Origin of the sequence: Nonomuraea sp. NPDC003560 (assembly GCF_042878785.1) — a bacterium.
Classification (GTDB): domain Bacteria; phylum Actinomycetota; class Actinomycetes; order Streptosporangiales; family Streptosporangiaceae; genus Nonomuraea.
On record NZ_JBIAOF010000001.1, the window covers coordinates 677772 to 698066 of the forward strand.

The following is a 20295-nucleotide window of genomic DNA, read 5'->3' on the forward strand; positions in this document are numbered from 1 at the left end:
CGTCCGGCTCAACCCGCGCCACATCCCTCGGTGAGCCCCTTGGTCGGCGGCGCGGAGGGCTGGGTGGACTTCCTGGGCGAGGGGCCGCCCGTGGCCGACGGCGTGGCCGACGGGCTCGCCGACGGGGTCGCCGAGGCGGCGACGGCGGACGTGGTCGCGGCCGAGTCGCGCACGGCCTTGGCGGTCAGCCGGCGGATCTTGTCCCAGTCGGGGTAGCCGGTGCGGATCAGCGGCGGCACGAACTGCAGGCTCGTCACCTTCGCGTTCTTGACCTTGAGCGCCAGCGGCACCAGGTTCGTCAGCATCGAGCGCGGGATGTCGGTCCTGATCAGCTCCTTGGCGGCCAGCGCGATCCGGTTGAACCGGACCAGCACGGTCGCCGGGTCGGCCTGGTCCAGCAGCGCGCCGAGCACGCAGCGTTGCCGCCGCATCCTGGTGTAGTCGTCGCTGAAGGTGCGGGAGCGGGCGTACCACATCGCGTCGGCGCCCTTGAGCTTCCTGGTGCCGGCCTTGACCAGGCCCTCGTTGTACTTGCCGAACACCACGTCCTGCTCGACGGTGAGCGTGATGCCGCCGATGGCGTCGATGAGCCGGGCGAAGCCCCACATGTTGACCAGGGCGTACCAGTCGATCTTCAGGTCGAGGGTGTAGCCGATGGTGTCCATGAGCACCTGCGGGCCCTGCTGCCGGCGGCCCCCGAAGATCTCCGGGTGGGCGTCGGCGTACTCCCAGACGCTGTTGAGCAGGTCGCTGCGGCCGCCGCCGGGGTCGGGCGGCAGGCGGAAGCCGTCGGGGAATCGCTGGGCCATGGGCGTGCCGGGACGGAAGCGCACGTTCTCCAGGTTGCGCGGCAGGCTGACCAGCACGGTGTTGCCGGACTTCACGTCGATGCTGGCCACGTTCATGCTGTCGGTGCGCACGCCGGTGCGGTTGTCGTCGGCGTCGCCGCCGAGGAGCAGGATGTTGACCCGGTCACGACCGGCCCACGGGTCCCGCGGCGGCTCCTGCCCGGCCGGGACGGCGGGTTGGGCCGGCTCGGGGCCGGTGAAGATGTCGTCGAGGGTCTGCTGGGACGTCCACACGTTCTGCGCGACCAGCCCGAACGGCACCACCACGGCGACGGCGAGCAGCCCCGCGAGGGTGCCGGCCAGGATCTGGCCGTTCTGCGGCAGCCGCCCGGGACGCAGCACCACGAAGGAGTGCACGATCACCGTGAACCAGGCGACGCCCAGCGCCGCGGCTCCGACGACGATCGCGGTCAGCCACGAGTCCTGGGTCAGCGAGCCCAGCAGGTTGTCGGTCGTCAGCGCGAGCGCCAGCAGCGTCAGCAGGCCGGCGAAGTAGCACGACAGCAGGATCAGGCCGGTCGTGCGCCGGCCGGCACGCAGATGGGCGGCCCCGGGCGCCAGCGCCGAGAGCGCCAGCCAGCCGAGGACCGCTCCCGCGCTCACCGGTTCCTTACCCTGCACGGCATCCCCGTTCCCCGAACTCCACCGTAACCCGCAGGCACGGACAGCGCGGGCAGCCTACGCATTGGATGCGAAATATGTCTTTATCGGAGGGTGAACATCGGTAACCGAATAAGATTCGGGTCATGGCCTTCTCCGAGATCGAGTACCACGTGGCCGATCGCGTCGCCACCATCACGCTGTCTCGCCCCGAGCGGCTCAACGCCTTCACCCTGACCATGCGCGCCGAGCTGATCAGCGCGTTCGACCTCGCCGACGCCGACGACGACGTGCGCGCGGTGGTCGTCACGGGAGCCGGGCGGGCCTTCTGCGCGGGGGCCGACCTGGGCGGCGGCGGGGGCACGTTCGGCCACCGGGCGGAGGCCGAGTCGGCCGAGCTGGTCGAGGGCGCGCCGCGCGACGGCGGCGGCACGGTCGCGCTGCGGATCGCCGCCTCGCTCAAGCCCGTCATCGCCGCGATCAACGGGCCCGCGGTGGGCGTGGGCGTCACGATGACGCTGCCCATGGACGTCCGGCTGGCCGCCGAGAGCGCCAGATTCGGGTTCGTGTTCGCCCGGCGCGGCATCGTCACGGAGGCGGCGTCGAGCTGGTTCCTGCCCCGGGTGGTCGGCATCTCCCGGGCCATGGAGTGGGCGGTGACCGGCCGGGTCTTCTCCGCCGCCGAGGCGCTGGAGGGCCGCCTGGTCTCGCGGGTGCTGCCGGACGAGGAGCTGCTGCCCGCCGCGTACGCGCTGGGCCGCGAGATCGCCGAGAACACCTCGGCCGTCTCCGTCGCGGCCGTGCGCAGGCTGATGTGGTCGGGCCTGTCGGCCGCCTCGCCGTGGGAGGCGCACGCCGCCGACTCCAGGCTCATGGCCGAGCTCGGGGGCGCGGCCGACACGGTGGAGGGGGTGACGGCGTTCCTGGAGAAGCGTCCGGCCGACTTCCCGATGAAGGTGAGCACCGACCTTCCGCCCGGCGTCCCCACATGGCCGGACAATCCATATTCTGTCTGATATGTACGAGATCACCGTTCTCCCCATGCAGCCCGACTTCGAGGGCGAGGTCGTCGCGACCCTGATCTCCAGGAAGACCGGTTCGCGCAGGGCGGTGCTCTACGTCCACGGGTTCACCGACTACTTCTTCCAGGACCATCTGGCCGACCACTACGTCCAGCGCGGCATCGACTTCTACGCCCTCGACCTGCGCAAGTACGGCCGCTCACTGCTCCCGCACCAGACCAGGGGGCTGATCAGGAGCGTCACCGACTACTTCCCCGAGATCGACGAGGCAGTCCGGCTCATCCGCCGCGACCACGACGAGCTGACCGTCAACGCCCACTCCACCGGCGGCCTGATCACCGCGCTGTGGGCCGACCGGGTCCGCGGCCGGGGCCTGGTGCAGGGGCTCGTGCTCAACAGCCCGTTCCTCGACCTCAACGTGCCGGCCCCGCTCCGGCTGGCCGCCGACCTGCTCAAGACCCCGATGTCCTACGTCCGGCGGCCGCTGCCCCTCGGCATCAGCACCGCCTACGGCCAGAGCCTGCACCGCACCGAACAGGGCGAATGGGACTACGACCTCGAACTCAAGCCGCTGGTCGGGTTCTCCGTGCACGCCATGTGGCTGGCCGCCATCCGGCGGGCCCAGCGGCGGCTGCACCGCGGGCTGGCGGTGGACGTGCCGGTGCTCGTCCTCGCCTCCTCCACGGGCCTGCGGGTACGCGACTTCGTGCCCGAGGCGCGCTCGGCCGACATCGTGCTCGACCCGGAGCACATGGCCCGCTGGGCCACCTCGATCGGCCCCCACGTCACCTGCGTGCGCATCCAGGACGGCGTGCACGACCTGGTGCTGTCGGCCGAGCCCGCGCGCAAGCAGGTCTTCGCCGAACTCGACCGCTGGATGAACGCCTACCAGGGCACTCCCACCCAGGGCACTTCCTACCAGGGGAACGAGAACAGGCCGTAGTAGGCCGCCGCCACCAGGAGCAGCCCGGTGCCGCCGAGCACGCCGCCGATCGCCACGTACTGCCACCGGGTGGGCCGCATGCCCTCGCGCAGCGCCGACACGTACGCGGCCACCGCCGTGACCTCCTGGACCAGCATGAGCACGGCCAGCACGCGGACCACCAGCCAGCCGGCCAGCACGGCCGGCCAGGCGCCCGCCTGGTTCACCGAGAACAGCACCAGCAGCATGATGAACGCCACGACCGAGGCCAGCAGGCCGAGGCCCGTCCACGCCATCCTGCGCAGCCTGCGCCTGATCGGCGGCCACAGCCGGGCGTTGGTCTCGACCGGCTCCCTGCCATGGCCGCGCAGCCGGACGACCATCGCCGCCACCGGGCCGGCCACGTACCCGACGGCGGCCAGGCAGATGGTCAGCCCGAGCATCGTGCCGCCCGCGTACCAGGGGGCCGCGGGCACGTCGCTGGCCTCGAACCGCTGGACCGGCGTGCTGCCCGCCATGTGCGCCGACGGCCTGGCGGTGCCCGGCAGGCCGGTGATCCAGTTGGCCAGCGTCTCCAGGTAGCCCTTGGTGAACGGGCCGCCGTTGACCCGCATCGCGTGGTCGCCCTTGTCCATGAAGCGGATCGTGTACCGGTCGTTGCCCGCCTCGGTGAGCGCCGTGACCAGCGCCTTGGTGGACTCCACGAAGGGGATCGAGGGGTCGGTCGTGCCGTAGAACGCCAGGACCGGCTGCTTGACCTGACGTAAGGCCGGCATCGCGTCGTAACGCAGGAAGGTGAAGCCGACGCCGCCCATCGCCCTGGTCAGCAGGTCGCGGGCGCCGATGGGGGCGTGCAGCCGCAGCAGCTGCTCGTTCAGGGCCCAGGCGACCTGGCGCAGCGGCGAGACGTTCGGCGAGGAGACCAGCACCGCGAAGCCCACCGCCGCGCTCTTCGCCGCCGCGATCGGGACGACCCAGCCGCCCTCGCTGACCCCCCACAGCCCGACGCGCGAGGCGTCCACCTCCGGCCGGGTGCGCAGGTACTCCACCATGCGCAGCGCGTCGTCGGCCAGCAGCCCGAAGTCGCGGTCGCGGAAGTCGTAGCCGACCGTGCGCTTGTCGAACGCGATCGTCGCCACGCCCGCCCTGGCCAGGAACTCCGCCTGCGGCGTGAACTCCGTCCGCGACCCGTTGCCCGACCCCGACACGAACACCATCGCCGGGTGCGGGCCGGGCGAGAGCGGCACGCGTAAGGTGCCCTCCAGGCGCTGGCCCTCGGCCGGCAGCGAGATCTCCTCCCGCCGCACGGGGGCGGCCGCCACCACCGGGCGCAGCTCGTCGGCCGGTTGCGGGGGAATCGCGGCGAACGCCGGATCCGCCTTCAGCGGCGGCGGGTCGAACGCGGGCGGCAACACGTAGCCGACCGACGCGAGAGCCACCAGCACCAGGCCGGCGGCGACGCTCAAGGTGCCACGGCCAGTGCGCATCGGCCTCCCCATGTGCGTTGGTTTGCCCGCCGATCATCCAGCCTACTCCCGGCTTCTGTGACGGGAGGGGCCGCATTTGTCGGTGAGAGATGTTAGCTTCCTGCGACATGCGGATCCTGCACACCTCCGACTGGCACCTCGGGCGCTCCTTCCATCGGGAGAGCCTGCTCGGGGCGCAGGCCGCGTTCGTCGACCACCTGGTCGAGACGGTGCGCGCCGAGCGGGTCGACGTCGTGGCCGTCTCCGGCGACGTCTACGACCGCGCCCTGCCGCCGGTCGACGCGGTGGCCCTGCTCTCCGACGCGCTGGCCCGCCTGCGCGCCGCCGGGGCGCGGGTGGTGTTGATCAGCGGCAACCACGACTCGGCGCTGCGGCTGGGGTTCGGGTCGGCGCTGTTCGAGTCCTCGGGGGTGCACGTCCGCACCGAGCCCGCGCAGTCGTGGGAGCCGGTGCTGGTCGGCGACGTCGCCTTCTACGGCATCCCCTACCTGGAGCCCGAGCTGGTGCGCACCCCCTGGCAACTGTCCGATCGCGGCCACACCGCCGCGATCTCCCACGCGATGAGCCGCGTGCGCGCCGACGCCGTCCGCCATCGGGCCGCCGTCGTGCTGGCCCACTGCTTCGTGACCGGTGGCCAGGCCAGCGACAGCGAGCGCGACATCAGCGTGGGCGGCGTGTCCCACGTCCCCCTGTCGGCCTTCGACGGCGTCGACTACGTCGCGCTCGGCCACCTGCACGGGCGGCAGCGCATGTCCGAGACCGTGCGCTACTCCGGCTCCCCGCTGGCCTACTCCTTCTCCGAGACCGGCCACGTCAAGGGCTGCTGGCTGGTCACGCTCGGCTCGGGCGCGGAGTTCGTGCCCGCGCCCGTGCCCCGGCCGGTCGGGCGGCTCCGCGGTGACCTCGACGACCTGCTGACCCTGCCCGCCTTCTCCGCCTACGAAGACCACTGGCTGCAGATCACCCTGACCGACGCCGTCCGTCCCAAGCAGGCCATGGACCGGCTGCGGGCCCGCTTCCCGCACGCCCTCGCCCTGTCGTTCGACCCGGTGGGCGCGGCGCCCGCCGCCGGCCCGGTGCGGGTCAGCGGGCGGCCCGAGGCCGAGGTCGCCCTCGACTTCGTCCGCGAGGTGCGCGGCGAGCCCGCCGCGCCCGAGGAGGAAGAGCTGCTGAGACAGGCGGTCGAGGCGTCGCGGACGAAGGAGACGATGGCGTAGATGCGGCCGCACCTGCTCTCCCTCACGGCCTTCGGCTCCTTCCCCGGCACCGAGACGGTCGACTTCGACGCCCTCACCGAGGCGGGCCTGTTCCTCATCCACGGGCCCACCGGGGCGGGCAAGACCACGATCCTCGACGCGCTCTGCTTCGCCCTCTACGGCGTCGTGCCCGGCCAGCGCAACAGCGCCCGCAGCCTGCGCTGCGACCACGCGCCCGCCGGCGCCGGCCCTTCGGTGACGCTGGAGGTCACGATCCGGGGCCGTTCGCTGCGCATTCGGCGGTCGCCGTCGTGGCAGCGTCCCAAGTTGCGCGGCGCCGGGTTCACCGAGGAGAAGGCCAAGGTCGTCGTCGAGGAGCGCCGCGGGGCCGCCTGGCAGGGGCTCACGACCCGGCTCGACGAGGCGGGCGACCTGGTGGGCGGGCTGCTCGGGATGAACGCCGAGCAGTTCTGCCAGGTGGTGATGTTGCCGCAGGGCGACTTCGCCAAGTTCCTGCGCGCCGACGGCGACGACCGCGCCCGGCTGCTGGAGCGGCTGTTCACCGTCAAGGTGTTCACCCAGGCCGAGGCGTGGCTGGCCGAGCGGCGGCGGGCCACGGGGCGGGAGGAGCAGGAGCTGGGGCGCGAGGTCGCCTTCGCCGTCGAACGCCTGGAGGAGGCCGCCGGGCCCCTCCTCGCCCCCGCGCCGGACGGCGGTGCGGGCGCCGGCCCCGTCCTCGCCTCCGCGCCGGACGGCGGTGCCGGCGACGGGGGGTTGCCGTCGGCGGCGGACGATCCGCTCGGATGGGCCGGCGCGTTGCTGGACGCGGCGCGGGCCGTCGTCCACCGGTGCGAGGAGCGGCACGCCGCCGCGGGCGACGCCGTACGCGCGGCGCGGTCGCGCTTCGAGCAGGCCGCCGCCCTCGCCGACCGCCGCCGCCGCCACGCCGAGGCCCTGACCCTGCGCCGCACCCTCGACGAGCGCGCCGACGAACGCGCCGACCTCCAGGCCGTCATCGACGACGCCGCCCGCGCCGACCGCGTGCTCCCGCTCATCACGGCCGCCGGGCAGCGCGCCGAGGCCGCCGCCAAGGCCCGCGCCATGGTCGCCGACGCCCTGGCCCGCGCCCGTCCCCTCCTCACCCGCCGATCCACGCCAGGCGTCGAGGGGCCGGCGAGCGGCGCGGAGCCGTCGGTGGAGGAGCTGGAGGGCCTGGAGCGGGAGCGCCGCGCCGAGCTGGCCCGGCTGTCCGAGCTGCTCACCGAGGAGGCCCGGCTGTCGGTCGTCCGGCGCGACCTGTCGCGGGTGGCGCAGGAGCTGGCCGAGCTGGTCAGCGCCGACGAGACCGCCGCCGCGCGGCTCGCCGTCCTGCCCGGCCTGGTCGCCGACGCCGAGAACAGGCTGGCCGGCGCGCGGGTGGCCGCGGCGCGCATCCCGGCGGCCCAGGCCGTACGCGACGCCGCCGCCGACCTGATCGACGTCGACCGGGAGCTCGCCGCGCTGGCCGGTGAGCTGCAGGCGCTGGCCCAGCGCGAGGCCGAGGTGGCGGCGGCCGAGGCCGAGCTGCCCGCCCGGCTGGCCGCGGCGGAGGCCGCCCTGGCCGAGGTGCGCGCCGAGGCGGCGGCCGTGCCGGCCGCCGCCGCCCGTCTCGACGCCGCCCGTGCCGTCCTGGAGGCCGCCCACCGCCGCGACGCCCTGGCTGCCGAGCTGGAGTCGGCCGCCGCCGCCCACCAGGTGCTGGTGGACCGCGCCCAGGAGACCCGCGAACGCTGGCTCGACCTGCGTCAGGCCAGGATCGACGGCATGGCGGCCGAGCTGGCCCGCGACCTGGCCGACGGGCGTCCGTGCGCGGTCTGCGGCTCCGAGCACCACCCCGTGCCCGCCGCCGCGGCCCCCAGCGCGCCCTCGCCCGACGACGAGCACGCCGCCGAGACGGCCCACGAGGCGGCCGCCGCCGACCGGGAGGCCGCCGAACGCGCTCTGGCCTCCATCGAGTCCCGGCTCGCCGACGCCTCGGAGGCCACCGAGGGGCTGTCCGCCGACACCGCCGCCGGGCACGTGCTCGCGGCCGAGGAGGAACTGGCCCGGCTGCGATCGGTAGCCGACCGCGAGCCCGCCCTCGCCGACGCGCTCGACCGCCTCGAAGGCGACCGCGACCACGTCCGCGACCGGGCCAGGGAGATCGCCGAGGCGCTCGCCGCCCACCACGCCCACCGCACCCGGCTCACCGCCGAACGCACCCGTCTGCACACCCGTCTCGCCCAGACCCTGCACCCCGAGACCCTCCTCTCCGAGCGTCCGCTCACGGCAGACGCCCTTCCCGAGACCCCGGACGGGGTCGACGGGAGGCGGGTGCTGGCCGCGGCCGAGGAGGAGCTGCGGCGGCTGGCCGCGGTGGCGGCCAAGGAGGCGGGGCTCGCGGCCGAGGTGGCCGCGCTCGGCCGCGAGCGTGCCGAGCTGGAGGAGCGCGGACGCCGCATCGCGGCGCGGGTGGCGGCCGGCCGTACCAGACATGAGGAGCTGAGCGCGGACGCCGGACGGCTTGGCGCGCGGCTCGACGCGGCCCGGGGCGGCGACCCGACCCTGACGGCCCGCCTGTCCAGGCTGCACGACGAGGCCGAGCTGCTGCGCGAGGCGCTGGAGGCCACCAGGGCGGCGGTCGCGGCGGCCGCCGAGCTCGACGCCGCGGCCGAGGCGGCCGGGCGGGCGGCGGCCGAGGCGGGGTTCGCCGACGTGCGGGAGGCCGAGGAGGCGTACCGGAGCCCGGCCGAGCGGGAGGGCAAGGCGGAGCTGCTGCGACGGCTCGACGACCAGCACGCCGCCGTCACCGCCCTGCTCGCCGACCCCGAGCTGATCGCCGCCGCCGCCGAGCCCGCGCCCGACCTGGCGGCCGTCGAGGCCGGCAGAGACGCGGCGGAGGAGGCGCACACCCGGCTGGCGAGCGAGCGCGACCGCGCGGCGGCCAGAGCCGCCCGCCTCGCCGAGCTGCGCGAGGAGCTGGCCGCGCGCATCGAGCGGTGGCGTCCCGCGGCCGAGCGGCACCGGCTGGCCGAACGCATGGCGGCGCTGGCCTCGGGCACGTCCGGCGACAACCAGTGGAACATGAGCCTGACGTCGTTCGTGCTGGGGGAGCGGCTCAGGCAGGTGGTCGACGCCGCCAACGAGCGCCTCGACCACATGTCGTCCGGCCGCTACCTGCTCCGGCACGACCTGCGCAAAACGGCCGGATCCCGGGCGCGGTCCGGCGGCGGCCTGGGCCTGAAGGTGGCCGACGCCTGGACCGGGGTCGACCGCGACCCGGCGACCCTGTCGGGCGGCGAGAGCTTCATCACCTCGCTCGCGCTCGCGCTCGGCCTGGCCGACGTGGTCACGGCGGAGGCGGGCGGCGCGGAGGTCGGCACGCTGTTCGTGGACGAGGGCTTCGGCACCCTCGACGAGGACACCCTCGACGACGTGCTCGACATCCTCGACGGGCTGCGCGACGGCGGACGCGCGGTCGGCATCGTCAGCCACGTCGGCGAGCTGCGCACCCGGATCCCCGTGCAGCTCAAGGTGGGCAAGACCCGCAGGGGGTCGACCCTGGTCAGCTAAGCGGTCAGCCCGGCGGTCAGCTAAGCGGTCAGCTGGGCGGCGGCGCGGTCGAGGCCCGCACGATCAGCTCGTACGGGAACAGCCGCCGCTCCGGCCGGGCCGCGGACCCCGACAGCAGCAGCCGCCCGGCCGCCTCCCCGATCTCCTGCTTGGCCTGCCGGATCGTGGTGAGCCCCGCCTCCCGCGCCGCGCTGTCGGAGAACCCGACGACCGACAGCTCGCCCGGCACGTCGAGGCCCAGGTCGGCGGCGGCGTCGAGGACGCCTAGGGCGAGCACGTCGGTGTTGGTCAGGATCGCCGTGGGGCGCGGGTCCAGCCGCAGCAGCGCGTGGCCGGCCTTCCTGCCCGCCTCCCGCGAGTTCCTGGCGACCTCGTAGAACGGCACGTCGTCCCAGTCGAGGCCGGCCTGCTCGCAGGCCGTCTGGTAGCCGCCGCGCCGGGCGCGCATCGCCGCGAACACCGCGCCCTCCTGGCGGGCGCGGTCGGCCCAGCCGGTGTGGCCGTCGTCGTGCAGGCCGACCATGGCCACCGCGACCCGCCGGTGCCCGAGGCCGAGCACGTGCGCGGCGGCGGCGGCTCCGGCGGCGGGCTCGTCGATGCCGACGAACGGGTGGCCGGGCACGTACGGCTCGTCCACCACCACGACGGGCAGCTTCCTGGCCAGCACCTCGGCCAGCGCCGGATGGCCGTCGGGCAGCGAGACCACGCAGAACGCGTCGACCACCGCGTCGCGCACGGTGTCGCTGCGCCGGTCGCCGTGCGGCAGCGGCAGGATGAGCAGGCCCACGCCCGCCTCCTCGGCCGCCGTGGCGAGACCCTGGAAGAACCCGAGCGCGTACGGGTCGGCGAAGGCGTAGGCCAGCGTCTCGCTGAACAGCAGGCCGAGCGCGCCGGCGCGGCCGAGCCGGAGCGAGCGCGCCGTCGGGTTGGGGCCCGCGTAGCCGAGCTCGTCGGCCACCTCCAGGATGCGCCGCCGCAGCCCGTCGCTGAGCTGGTCGGGCCGGGAGAAGGCGTACGACACGGTGGCGCGGGACACGCCGAGCCTGTCGGCGATCGTCTGCAGGGTGACCCTTGCCATCGTCCAACCGTATCGAACGGCCTTGCCGGTGCGTTCTTAATTGATTAAGCTCTTAATTGATTAAGGAGGAGAGACATGGATGCCATGCAGGTTCTCGCGCACCGGACGGCGATGGGGTTCCGCGACTCGCTCGACGCGGCCCTGCCGGGGGCGCCGCGCAGGCGGGATCCGGAGCGGGTGGCCGTACGGGCCCGGCTCGCACACTCCCTACGCCGCACCGCCGACCGCCTCGACCCCACCTGCCCACCCACCCGCTACGGCGAGCTGTGACCGGTCCCCTTCCATGTGCCCCGGGTGCCGCCCCGACGTTCCCCCGCCGGTCACCCAGATGGGACGCGGCTCAAGGGCGGCGTAGGGGCGGGGCTGGTCCGGCGGGTAGGGCAGGGCCCGGTGGCACGAGCGGGGGCGGGGTGGGGTCAGGGGAGGGTGGCTATCAGGTCGGGGATGGTGGTGGGGTCGTGGAAGAGGGTGGCGCCGAGGCCGGACAGGCGTGAGGGTGGCGTGAGGCCGCCCGCGAAGGCCAGGCAGCGCATCCCCGCGCTCATCGCCGCCCGCACCCCGAACGGGCTGTCCTCGATCACCACGCACCCCTCCGGCGCGGCCCCCATCGTCGCCGCGGCGTGCAGGAACAGGTCGGGGGCGGGCTTGCCGCGGGCGACGTCCTCGGCGCTGAAGACGCGGCCGTCGAAACGCCGGGCCAGACCGGTGAGCTCCAGGCTGTTGCGGACGTTGGCGTGCCGGCCGTTGGAGGCCACGCAGTAGGGGATGTCCAGGCGGTCGAGGGCGGACTCGATGCCCTCGATGGCGCGCAGCTCGGCCTCCATCGCGGCCAGGTACTCCTGGGTGATCTGGTCGTGCCAGCCCGGGGGCGTCTCGCCGACCTGCTCGTCCCAGTACTCGTTGCTGCAGCCGACGAAGCGCTCGGCGTACTCGCTCTCGTCGATCGTCCAGCCCAGGCGGCGCAGGGCGGCGGTGCCCACGCGCACCGAGATGCGCTCGCTGTCGACGAGCACCCCGTCACAGTCGAAGATGACCAGTTCCACGGCCAAGGTGCGGTCCTCCCAAAAGGCGACGTTTGCCGACGAATCTATCGGGCGGATGTGTGACATTGCGCAGGTGGTAGCGTCGCTGTACCGCTTGACAAGATGTCAGTCCGGATAGTGAGACATGAAGTGAAGACTTCCCCCCGGGTCTCGGCGCCCAGCACGACCAGGATCGCCATGGCCAGCCTCATGGGCACCGCGATCGAGTTCTACGACTTCTACATCTACGGGACCGCCGCCGCGCTGGTGCTCAACACCGCGTTCTTCCCCGGCATGGACCCCGTGGCCGGCCGGTTGGCCGCGTTCTCGACGTTCGCGGTGGCGTTCGTCTCGCGTCCGCTGGGGTCGGCGGTGTTCGGTCACTGGGGCGACCGCGTCGGTCGCAAGTCGATGCTGGTCGTCTCGCTGCTGGTGATGGGCCTGTCCACGGTGGCGATCGGGCTGCTGCCGGGGTACGCGGCCATCGGCGTGGCCGCGCCCGTGCTGCTGGTGCTGCTGCGCTTCACCCAGGGCATCGGCCTCGGCGGCGAGTGGGGCGGCGCGGCGCTGCTGGCCACCGAGCACGCCCCGCCCGGCAGGCGCGGCCTGTACGCGATGTTCCCCCAGCTCGGCCCCGCGGCCGGGTTCATCGTGGCCAACGGGCTGTTCCTGATCCTCGGCGAGACGCTGACCGACGAGCAGTTCGGCGGCTGGGGCTGGCGGCTGCCGTTCGTGGCCAGCCTGCTCCTCGTGGTCGTCGGCCTGTACGTGCGGCTGCGGATCTCCGAGACGCCGGTCTTCCGGGCCGCCCTCGACCAGCGCCGCATCGCCAAGGTGCCGTTCGCCGGGCTGATGCGCCACCAGTGGCGGCGGGTGCTGCTCGCCGCCGGGGCGATGACCGTCGCCTACACGCTCTTCTACACCGCCACCACCTACTGCCTGTCCTACGGCACCGCCACCCTCGGCATCCCGAAGACCACCATGCTGACCCTGACCATGGTCGGCGTGCTGTTCATGGCGGCGGGCACGGTCGTCTCGGCGGTGGTCAGCGACCGGCTGGGCCGCCGCCGCACCCTGCTCACCGGCACGGCCGTCGCCGTCGCGTGGGGGCTGGTGATGTTCCCGCTGATGGAGACCGGGTCGGTCGTCCTGGCCGGGGTGGCGCTGGCCGGCGCGCTCGGGCTGATGGGGCTGATCTTCGGGCCGATGGGGGCGTACCTGCCCGAGTTGTTCAGGACGGAGTTCCGCTACAGCGGCGCCTCGGTCGCCTACAGCCTCGGCGGCGTGCTGGGCGGGGCGGTGCCGCCGCTGGTCGCCACCAGCCTGCAGACCAGCGGCCTCGGCGTCATGGGCGTCGGCCTCTACGTCTCGGCGATGGCCCTGCTGAGCCTGCTCTGCCTGCTCGCCCTGCCGGAGACCGGCGACATCTCCCTGCGATGAACCGGGTTCTCCTGTCACATCCGCCGGGGCTGTCCCGTCCTCCTGGTGAAGAGCCTGATGAGGAGGAGCGGACGATGAGCAAGCACATTCTGATCGTCGGCGGTGGATATGTCGGGATGTACGCGGCCCGCGGGCTGCGGCGGCTGATCCGGTCGGGTGAGGTGACGGTCACCGTGGTCGACCCGCGGGGGTACATGACGTACCAGCCGTTCCTGGCCGAGGCGGTCGGCGGGACGATCGAGCCCCGCCACGTCGTCGCCCCGCTCAACCGGGTGCTCAAGGGCGCGCGCGTGCTCACCGGCCACGTCACCCGCGTCGACCACGAGGCCCGCACCGCGCGGTTCCAGCCGGTCCAGGGGCCGGCCAGGACGCTCACGTACGACATCCTCGTGATGGCGGCCGGGTCGATCACCCGCGCGCTGCCCATCCCGGGGCTGGCCGAGCACGCGGTCGGGTTCAAGAGCCTCGGCGAGGCCGTGCACCTGCGCAACCACGTCCTGGCCCAGCTCGCCGCCGCCGCCTCGACCGACGACCCGCTGGTACGGCGCAGGGCGCTGACGTTCGTGGTGGTCGGCGGCGGGTTCTCGGGCGTCGAGGCGCTGGCCGAGATGCAGGGGCTGGCCGACGAAGCCCTGCGCTACCACGACGGGATCGAGCCCGCCGACCTGAGCTGGACCCTGGTCGAGGCGACCGGCGGCATCCTGCCCGAACTCCACCCCGGCCTCGGCCGCTGGACCGTGGACGCGCTGCGCGCCCGCGGCGTGGACGTGCGGCTGGAGACCCGGCTGACCTCGGCCGAGGGCGGCGTGGCCCGGCTGTCGGACGGCACGTCGCTGGAGGCCGGGACGCTGGTGTGGGCGGCCGGCGGCCGGCCCAGCCCGCTCGCCGCCGACAGCGGGCTGCCCGTGGACGAGGCCGGACGGCTGCGGGCCACCGAATACCTGACGGTGGCCGGGCTGGCGGACGCGTTCACGGCCGGCGACGGCGCGGCGGTGCCCGACCTGACCCGTCCGGGCCGGTTCACCGCGCCCAACGCCCAGCACGCGGTGCGCCAGGCCAAGCTGCTCGCCCGCAACCTGGCGGCCCACGTCAGGGGAGGCCGGCTGAAGGCGTACCGGCACGCGTACCTGGGGTCGGTGGCCGGGCTCGGCCACCACCAGGGCGTGGCGCAGGTGCACGCGATCCGGCTGACCGGGTTCCTGGGGTGGCTGGCGCACCGGGCGTACCACCTGGCTTGGGTGCCGACGTTCAACCACAAGGCGCGGGTGCTGGCGGACTGGGGGCTGTCGATGGTGTTCCGGCGGGAGGCCGTGCAGCTCACGGCCGTCGAGCACGCGGGGGAGGACTTCCGCCGGGCCCTGGCGGCCGACGACCTCGGCCGCGCCGCCCGACCCGCCCTCCCCGCGCCCGCTACACCGGCAGCTCGACCGGCCGGCTGACCGGCTGGCCCCGGTCGACGTACGCGGCCAGCGCGCGCACCCGCTCGGCGTGCTGGTCATGGCCGACGATCACCGGCGGCTCGTTGTACGGCATCGCGTCCGACGACCGCCGCAGCTTGACGTACTGGCCGCAGGCGTCGATCGCGTACGGCTCCATGTCGTCCTGGAGCGCGCCGATCACCGTGATGCCGTACGTCTCGCCGATCCGCCGGAACAGCGCGACCGCCTCCCTGCGGTGCTCCTTGCCCAGGTTGCGGCCGAGCTCGTCGAGCACCAGGCACAGATGGCCGCCGCCGGAGGAGGCGATGGCCGCCGCGCACACCAGCTTGACGGCCTTCTCGTCCATGAGCGCGGTGTTGGCCCGCCGGTTGTACGGCACGAACCCCTGCCCCTCGCCGCGCCGCCACTTCGGCGTCACCCGCCACTGCCAGCGCTGCTCGGGGTCGGCGGGCGCGGGCGGCACCGGGAACTCCAGCGTCGCGCCGTAGCCGCCGTAGGAGGTGTCGAGCTTCTCGAACTCCTCGGCCACCCGCGTCAGCCTCGCCTTGATCGCCGCCGTCAGCGCCGCCCGGTGGACGGCCGTGGACTGCGCCGCCTCCTCCGCGCCCCGGGCCGCCGCCGCCAGGTCGCGCTGCCGGGTGACGACCTGCGCCTCGATCTGCCGCCGCTGGTGCTTCTCGTACTCCTCCTGGCCGCGCAGGTAGGAGGCCAGCGATCCGCACACCGCCGCGAACGTCGCCTGCTCGCGCGCCGTGCTGCCGCCCCGCTCCGACAGCAGGAACGCCAGCTCCTCGGGGATCTCGGCGTCCTCCTCGGGGAAGGTGTCGCGCAGCGCCTGGTCGAAGTGGCGTTCGGCGACGCGCCACCACTCCTCGGCCGCGCGCGGACGCTCCTCCTCCGGCAGCGCCGCGATCCACTCGCGGGCGGTCTCCACCGTGCCGCCCCAGTCGGCGGCCAGCGCGTCGAGCCGCAGCGCCTCGCGCTCGGCGGTGACCTTGGCCTCCTGCTCGCGGGCCTGCGCCCGCTCGCTCTCGTGCCGCTGCCGCCGCCCGTCGAGCCGCTCGATCTCCATGTCGCGGGTACGGGCCCGGAAGTCGAGCGCGCCCGCCTGCCGCTCGGCCTCGGCGACCTTCGGCGCCAGCTCCTCGATCGCCGCGTTGAGCCCGACCAGCCGGTCGCGCCGCTCGGCCAGCCTGGCCTCCAGCTCCGCCAGCCGCACCCCGGCCCGCGCGCCCTCCAGCCGCCGCTGCGCCTCGGCGACGGCCTCCTCGGCCTCGCGCACCACCTCCGCGGCGCTCTCCTGGGCGTCTTCGGCGCGGTTGAGCCGCTGGCCGGCGGCCTTGATGCGGGCCTCCCGCCCGGTCGCCACCCCGTCGAACGCCCCCACCACGCTCACCCCGGCCGCGCTGACCAGCACGGACCCGGGCAGGTCGGCCAGGGCCCGCGCCGCCTCGCCGAGCCGCGCGGCGTCGACGATGACGGCGTGCTCGTGCGGCCAGCCGCGCAGGCGGGCGCCGGGAAGGGCGGCGTCGCGGGCCTGCTCGGCCACGTCGAGGGCGTCGAGCAGGCCGGTCGCCCCGACACCCGCCGCCGACAGCGCGTCGAGCTGGGCCGCGGCCGGGCCGCCCTCGGCGTCGTCGAGCGCCGCCCGCGCCGAGGACACCTCCTGGTCGGCGACGCCGAGCGCCTTGAGCGCCTCGTTGAGCCGGAGCCCGGCCTGCCGCAGCTCGGCCTCGGCGGCGGGCACGTCGCGCCCGTCGGCGAACCTGCGGGTCTCCTCCAGCGCCGGGATCGCGGCGCGCAGCTCGTCGGCGGAGTTCTCGGCCACGGCGCGGTCGGCGTCGAGCTTGGTGGTACGGGCCTGCAGGGCGGCCAGCTCCTTGCGGGCCTGGGACACCTGGCGGTCGAGGGTGTCCTCGCGCAGCGTGGCGATCTCGGCCTTGACCAGCGCGATCTCCTCGGCCGCCGACTCGCCCGCGGCGCGGTGGCGGCCGAGGTCGGCGGCCAGCAGCTCGTCCTTGGCGGCGGCGTCGGCGAGCTTGCGCGCCTGCCTGCCGCGCCAGCAGCGCAACGCCTCGGCCAGGCGCACCCGGGCCTGGTCGCGGCGGTCGAACGTGCCGAGCAGCGCCTTGGACTCCACCTCGAACTCGGCCAGCCGGTCGGCCGCCTGCGCCGCCCGCACCCGTTTGGCGTGCTCGTCGCGCCGGGCCTCGCGCTCCTGCTCCAGCTCGGCGTCGAGGCCGGTGAGCGCCGCGATGGCCTCGAAGACGCGCTCGGGGGAGATCTCGTTGAGCGGCTGGGAGAGCAGGTTGGTGGCGACCTTGCTGCGCACGGACGTGGACAGGAACGACACGCACCTGACCCGGTCGCCGTAGAGCACCTTGGTCAGGTCGCGGGCCACGACGTCGCGCTTGCCCGCCGACCTCGGCAGCGACGCCCAGATCTCGTCGGCCCGCGCCACCCGCTCGGCCTCGGACGGCGAGGCGGCCAGATGGACGCCCTCCCGCCAGCGGATCTCCAGGTGCGGAGCCTCCTGGTTGACCTTGAGCCACACGGTGATCGCGCCGCCCGAGGTGTCGGGCACCTCGAACAGCTCCCCGCTGTCCTGCTCGCCCTCCTCGCCCGCCTCGGTCAGGGTGAGGGCGGGCGCGGCGACCGGCTCGGGCGGGGCCGGCGGCGGGGCGAAGGAGTCCATGCCGGGCGGGCCGAAGACGCCCACGATGTAGCCGTGGTCGGCGCTCGCCCACTGGCGGGCGCCCGCGCCGCTGGCCAGCTCGGCGTTGAAGAGCAGCTCGGAGACCGCCTTGGCGCCCGAGGCGAAGCGCCACTGCTCGTCGCCGAGCAGCGCCGTGATCGAGGCGATGAACGACGACTTGCCCGCGCCGTTGGAGTCTTTGGGGCCCGCGCCCGCGACGACGATGAGCGTGCCGGGGACCGTGGGCACCGGATGGGTCGAGAGCCGTGAGATGTTGACCGCCTGCACGGCGATCAGCACCCGGTCTCCGACGACGTTCTCCATCTGCGACACCCGAACCCCCGTAACCCTTCCATCTGTCATGACGTTCACTGCGCCGACCTGCGGGCGCGCACGGCCGCCGCGAGCGGCGTGTGCGGGCCGGCGGCGAGGATCAGCTCCTCCTGCAGCCGCCGCCGGGCCGCCGGCGTGAGCCGGTGGAACTGCGGGCCGGGGACGTAGCCGCCCGCCTCCTCGCCGGCCTTCACCTGGGCCAGCAGACCGGCGTGCCGCAGCGTGCGCAGCGCCGACTCCAACTCGCCGATCGGGACCTGGGTGTGGCGGCGCAGCTCCTCGACCGGGGTGGGGTGCGGCGACAGCCAGGAGTCCTCCGGCAGCAGGCCCTCGGCCCGGGGGATCGCGACAGAGTGGACCAGCACCAGCGTCAGCACCGCCCGCTCGCTCACGCCGAGCCCCGCGCCCTGCGCGACCGCCGGCGGGCGATCCGCCGCCGCCGCGCCCGCCGTCTCCAGGGCCGCCTCCGGCTCGGGGGCGGGGGACGGGGGCTGGGCCAGGGCGGCCGTGTGGGTGTCGTCGTAGCCCGAGGTCCAGCGTTCGCGCAGCTGGATGAGGACGCGGCCGCGGCGGGCCAGCATCTCGCCCAGCGTGTGGCGCAGCGCCGGGTCGCGCAGCGCGGCGAAGCGGCCCTCGGCGACCGGCTCGGCGGCGTGCTCGACCACCATGAACGCGGCCACCAGCTCGGCCCGCCGCCGCTCGTCGTAGGCGCCCAGCAGGTCGTCGAACTCGGCCACGCCGAGCTCGGCCCGCCCGCCCGCGCCGGGCAGGGGCAGGACCGCCGCGGCCACGATGTCGGCGTCGCCCACCACCGTGAGCTCCGGCCGCTCGGGCTCGGGCAGGCGGCGGACCAGCTCCTGCAACTGGGCGTGCGACTCCGCCGGCCACAGCGCGCAGCGCGGCCCGAGCGTCACCACCCCGTCGTCGAGGACGATCCACGCCGAGTCGTGCAACCGCCGCAGCGCGCCGCGCGCCCAGTTGCGCATCAGGTCGTCGGTGCGCCCGATCAGCGCCCGGTAGGTGTCGAGCACCAGCTCGACGGGCGCCGGGTCGCCGAGCCACGGATCGACGGAGAGATCGTTCCAGCAGCACTTGAGCGTGGCCGCCAGCACCCGCCGCGTCTCGCCGGCCCGCTCCACCGGGACGGTGGCGATCTGGTACTCCTCCAGCAGCGACGGTGTCACCCCGTCGGGCCACACCGGCAGCGCGTGCCCGGTGGAGTCGGGCCGGGTCAGGCGGGTCATCCCGGCGGGCGCGGGCACGCCCGCCCCCAGCCGCAGCGGCCCGCCGGAGCGCGCCCGCGCGTGGGCGAGCGCCTGACCGGCGGACCGGCCGCGCTCGGAGGCCGGAGAACCGGTGGACGTCATGAGGTGCGCTCCAGGTAGCCGTGGGACAGCCAGGCGGGCTCGCCGTCGGGGTCGACGGTCAGGCCGTCGGACCAGGTGAGCCGGTAGGGGAGCTCGGGGCGCAGGTCGGCGGTGGTCAGGTCGGCGAGCAGGCGGCGGGCGGCGGGCCAGTCGGAGCCGATCACGTCGGCCAGCGCGACCCGCGAGGCGGCGCCGAGCAGCGACTCGGCCACCTGCGTGAGCCGCTCGACGGCGGCTCCCGGCGAGGAGTCGAGCGAGCCCTCGGGCCCGGGGTCGGGCAGCGCCGAACGCGGGGGAGTGGGCTGGACGGGAGCCGGCCGCGGCGCCTCGTCGACCGCCCGCGCGACGGCGGCCGGATCGTGCCACGGCGCGGGCGCGTCGAAGACGAACCCGTCGAGCACCGAGGCCAGCCGCTCCTTGGACGCGGTCTGGGCGAACGTGCGCCACGTCTCGGTGGGCAGCAGCGTCAGGTTGCGGGTCGTGCCCGCCGAGTCGGCCAAGCGGCCGGCGGCGCGGCGCGAGGCGTCGCTGTAGGAGTAGATGGACGCGCGCAGGTCGGTGCAGACCCGGTCGAGCTCGGGCCAGCGGGTCAGGATCGTGCCGTGCAGGCCCTGGGCGCGCCGGGCGATCTCCTCGGTGCCCCAGAGCTTGGGGGCCTGCTCGCGCAGCTCCTCGATGGTGCCCGTGGTCAGCGTGATCAGCTCCAGGGCCCAGAGCCGGAACGCGCGCGCCAGGTTGACCGCGCTCTGCCGGGCCTCCTCGCTGGTGGTGCGGGGGTCGGCGACGTTGAGGTCTTCCAGGGCGAGCAGGCGGTGCATCTCGGACTGGCCGCCGTCGTCCATCATGCGGCGGATGAACATCAGGCCGACGACGCTGGTGAACGAGGCGCGGTAGCGGAGCTGGTTGGGCTTGGGGAACACCTCGCGGATCGCGCCGAGCCCCTTGAGCACCCGCAGCCGGTTGTCGAACTGGTCGCTGGGGTAGGCCCGGCAGGCGAAGCGCATCTGCTCGTGCGTCAGCCACTCCTCGCCCGCCTCGGCGAACGCCGCGAACAGCGTCTCGGCGATGTCGACCAGGGCGGGGTCGTCGACCACCGCGCCGCTGTCGCGGGCCAGCGCGGCGAACATGCGGCGGTAGGTCGACAGCACCGCCTCCTCGGAGAGGGCGGCGTCGAGGGTCAGGGGCTGTTCGGACACGCGCTCTAAGGTACGGCTTCACACCGACAGACACGGAACCCGGCGCGGGCTACCAGCCG

General features: G+C 74.6%; 14 protein-coding genes. 7 read left to right on the forward strand and 7 right to left on the reverse strand.

The genetic code is table 11. The annotated features are described in order from the left end of the window. Positions 1-8: 8 nt before the first annotated feature. On the reverse strand, positions 9-1469 hold the full coding sequence (locus ACFYUV_RS03265; RefSeq protein ID WP_387664312.1) for an LCP family protein: 1461 nt from the start codon (positions 1467-1469) through the stop codon (positions 9-11). A 125-nt stretch (positions 1470-1594) separates the two neighbouring features. On the opposite strand from ACFYUV_RS03265, the gene ACFYUV_RS03270 reads away from it, so the two are divergent. Further along, the gene (locus tag ACFYUV_RS03270; RefSeq protein WP_387664314.1) at positions 1595-2464 is read left to right on the forward strand and encodes an enoyl-CoA hydratase-related protein; all 870 of its coding nucleotides are present in this window, start codon (positions 1595-1597) and stop codon (positions 2462-2464) included. Position 2465: 1 nt separating this feature from the next. Beyond that, positions 2466-3413, forward strand: coding sequence for an alpha/beta hydrolase (locus ACFYUV_RS03275; protein WP_387664316.1), 948 nt, complete (start codon positions 2466-2468; stop codon positions 3411-3413). On the opposite strand, the gene ACFYUV_RS03280 is transcribed toward ACFYUV_RS03275, so the two are convergent. After that, positions 3386-4879, reverse strand: a complete 1494-nt coding sequence (locus ACFYUV_RS03280; protein ID WP_387664318.1) for an alpha/beta hydrolase family protein — start codon at positions 4877-4879, stop codon at positions 3386-3388. The two genes, ACFYUV_RS03275 and ACFYUV_RS03280, sit on opposite strands and share 28 nt — an antisense overlap. 107 nt (positions 4880-4986) lie before the next feature. On the opposite strand from ACFYUV_RS03280, the gene ACFYUV_RS03285 reads away from it, so the two are divergent. Continuing rightward, on the forward strand, positions 4987-6096 hold the full coding sequence (locus ACFYUV_RS03285; RefSeq protein WP_387664320.1) for an exonuclease SbcCD subunit D: 1110 nt from the start codon (positions 4987-4989) through the stop codon (positions 6094-6096). Beyond that, a complete protein-coding gene (locus ACFYUV_RS03290; protein ID WP_387664322.1) occupies positions 6097-9666 on the forward strand; it encodes an AAA family ATPase in 3570 nt (1189 codons plus the stop codon). 28 nt (positions 9667-9694) lie between these two features. Here the strand turns inward: ACFYUV_RS03290 and ACFYUV_RS03295 are convergent, their stop codons facing one another. After that, the gene (locus ACFYUV_RS03295; RefSeq protein ID WP_387664324.1) at positions 9695-10744 is read right to left on the reverse strand and encodes a LacI family DNA-binding transcriptional regulator; all 1050 of its coding nucleotides are present in this window, start codon (positions 10742-10744) and stop codon (positions 9695-9697) included. A 75-nt stretch (positions 10745-10819) separates the two neighbouring features. Between ACFYUV_RS03295 and ACFYUV_RS03300 the strand changes: the two genes are divergently transcribed. Further along, complete coding sequence (locus ACFYUV_RS03300; RefSeq protein WP_352357102.1) at positions 10820-11014, forward strand: hypothetical protein; 195 nt, start codon at positions 10820-10822, stop codon at positions 11012-11014. 146 nt (positions 11015-11160) lie between these two features. On the opposite strand, the gene ACFYUV_RS03305 is transcribed toward ACFYUV_RS03300, so the two are convergent. Continuing rightward, a complete protein-coding gene (locus ACFYUV_RS03305) occupies positions 11161-11787 on the reverse strand; it encodes an HAD family hydrolase (protein WP_387665295.1) in 627 nt (208 codons plus the stop codon). 129 nt (positions 11788-11916) lie between these two features. Here ACFYUV_RS03305 and ACFYUV_RS03310 point away from each other — a divergent pair, with 129 nt between their 5' ends. Beyond that, on the forward strand, positions 11917-13206 hold the full coding sequence (locus ACFYUV_RS03310; RefSeq protein WP_387664326.1) for an MFS transporter: 1290 nt from the start codon (positions 11917-11919) through the stop codon (positions 13204-13206). Positions 13207-13280: 74 nt separating this feature from the next. Further along, the gene (locus ACFYUV_RS03315) at positions 13281-14645 is read left to right on the forward strand and encodes an NAD(P)/FAD-dependent oxidoreductase (protein ID WP_387664328.1); all 1365 of its coding nucleotides are present in this window, start codon (positions 13281-13283) and stop codon (positions 14643-14645) included. Here the strand turns inward: ACFYUV_RS03315 and ACFYUV_RS03320 are convergent. From ACFYUV_RS03320 to ACFYUV_RS03330, 3 genes are read right to left on the reverse strand one after another with little or no spacing between them, the layout of a single operon-like run. After that, the gene (locus ACFYUV_RS03320; RefSeq protein ID WP_387664330.1) at positions 14617-17664 is read right to left on the reverse strand and encodes a chromosome partitioning protein ParA; all 3048 of its coding nucleotides are present in this window, start codon (positions 17662-17664) and stop codon (positions 14617-14619) included. The genes ACFYUV_RS03315 and ACFYUV_RS03320 overlap by 29 nt on opposite strands. Positions 17665-17708: 44 nt before the next feature. Then, the gene (locus tag ACFYUV_RS03325) at positions 17709-19040 is read right to left on the reverse strand and encodes a hypothetical protein (protein ID WP_387664332.1); all 1332 of its coding nucleotides are present in this window, start codon (positions 19038-19040) and stop codon (positions 17709-17711) included. Continuing rightward, positions 19037-20236 (reverse strand): hypothetical protein, encoded by a 1200-nt coding sequence (locus ACFYUV_RS03330; RefSeq protein WP_387664334.1) that lies wholly within the window; start codon positions 20234-20236, stop codon positions 19037-19039. The genes ACFYUV_RS03325 and ACFYUV_RS03330 overlap by 4 nt, the downstream gene beginning before the upstream one ends. Positions 20237-20295 lie beyond the last annotated feature (59 nt).

Coding starts and splice junctions, on each gene's coding strand:
- ACFYUV_RS03275 (WP_387664316.1), top strand. CDS start 2,466: ATGTACGAGATCACCGTTCTCCCCATGCAGCCCGACTTCGAGGGCGAG.
- ACFYUV_RS03270 (WP_387664314.1), top strand. CDS start 1,595: ATGGCCTTCTCCGAGATCGAGTACCACGTGGCCGATCGCGTCGCCACC.
- ACFYUV_RS03325 (WP_387664332.1), bottom strand. CDS start 19,040: ATGACGTCCACCGGTTCTCCGGCCTCCGAGCGCGGCCGGTCCGCCGGT.
- ACFYUV_RS03295 (WP_387664324.1), bottom strand. CDS start 10,744: ATGGCAAGGGTCACCCTGCAGACGATCGCCGACAGGCTCGGCGTGTCC.
- ACFYUV_RS03285 (WP_387664320.1), top strand. CDS start 4,987: ATGCGGATCCTGCACACCTCCGACTGGCACCTCGGGCGCTCCTTCCAT.
- ACFYUV_RS03300 (WP_352357102.1), top strand. CDS start 10,820: ATGGATGCCATGCAGGTTCTCGCGCACCGGACGGCGATGGGGTTCCGC.
- ACFYUV_RS03315 (WP_387664328.1), top strand. CDS start 13,281: ATGAGCAAGCACATTCTGATCGTCGGCGGTGGATATGTCGGGATGTAC.
- ACFYUV_RS03320 (WP_387664330.1), bottom strand. CDS start 17,664: ATGGAGAACGTCGTCGGAGACCGGGTGCTGATCGCCGTGCAGGCGGTC.
- ACFYUV_RS03280 (WP_387664318.1), bottom strand. CDS start 4,879: ATGCGCACTGGCCGTGGCACCTTGAGCGTCGCCGCCGGCCTGGTGCTG.
- ACFYUV_RS03290 (WP_387664322.1), top strand. CDS start 6,097: ATGCGGCCGCACCTGCTCTCCCTCACGGCCTTCGGCTCCTTCCCCGGC.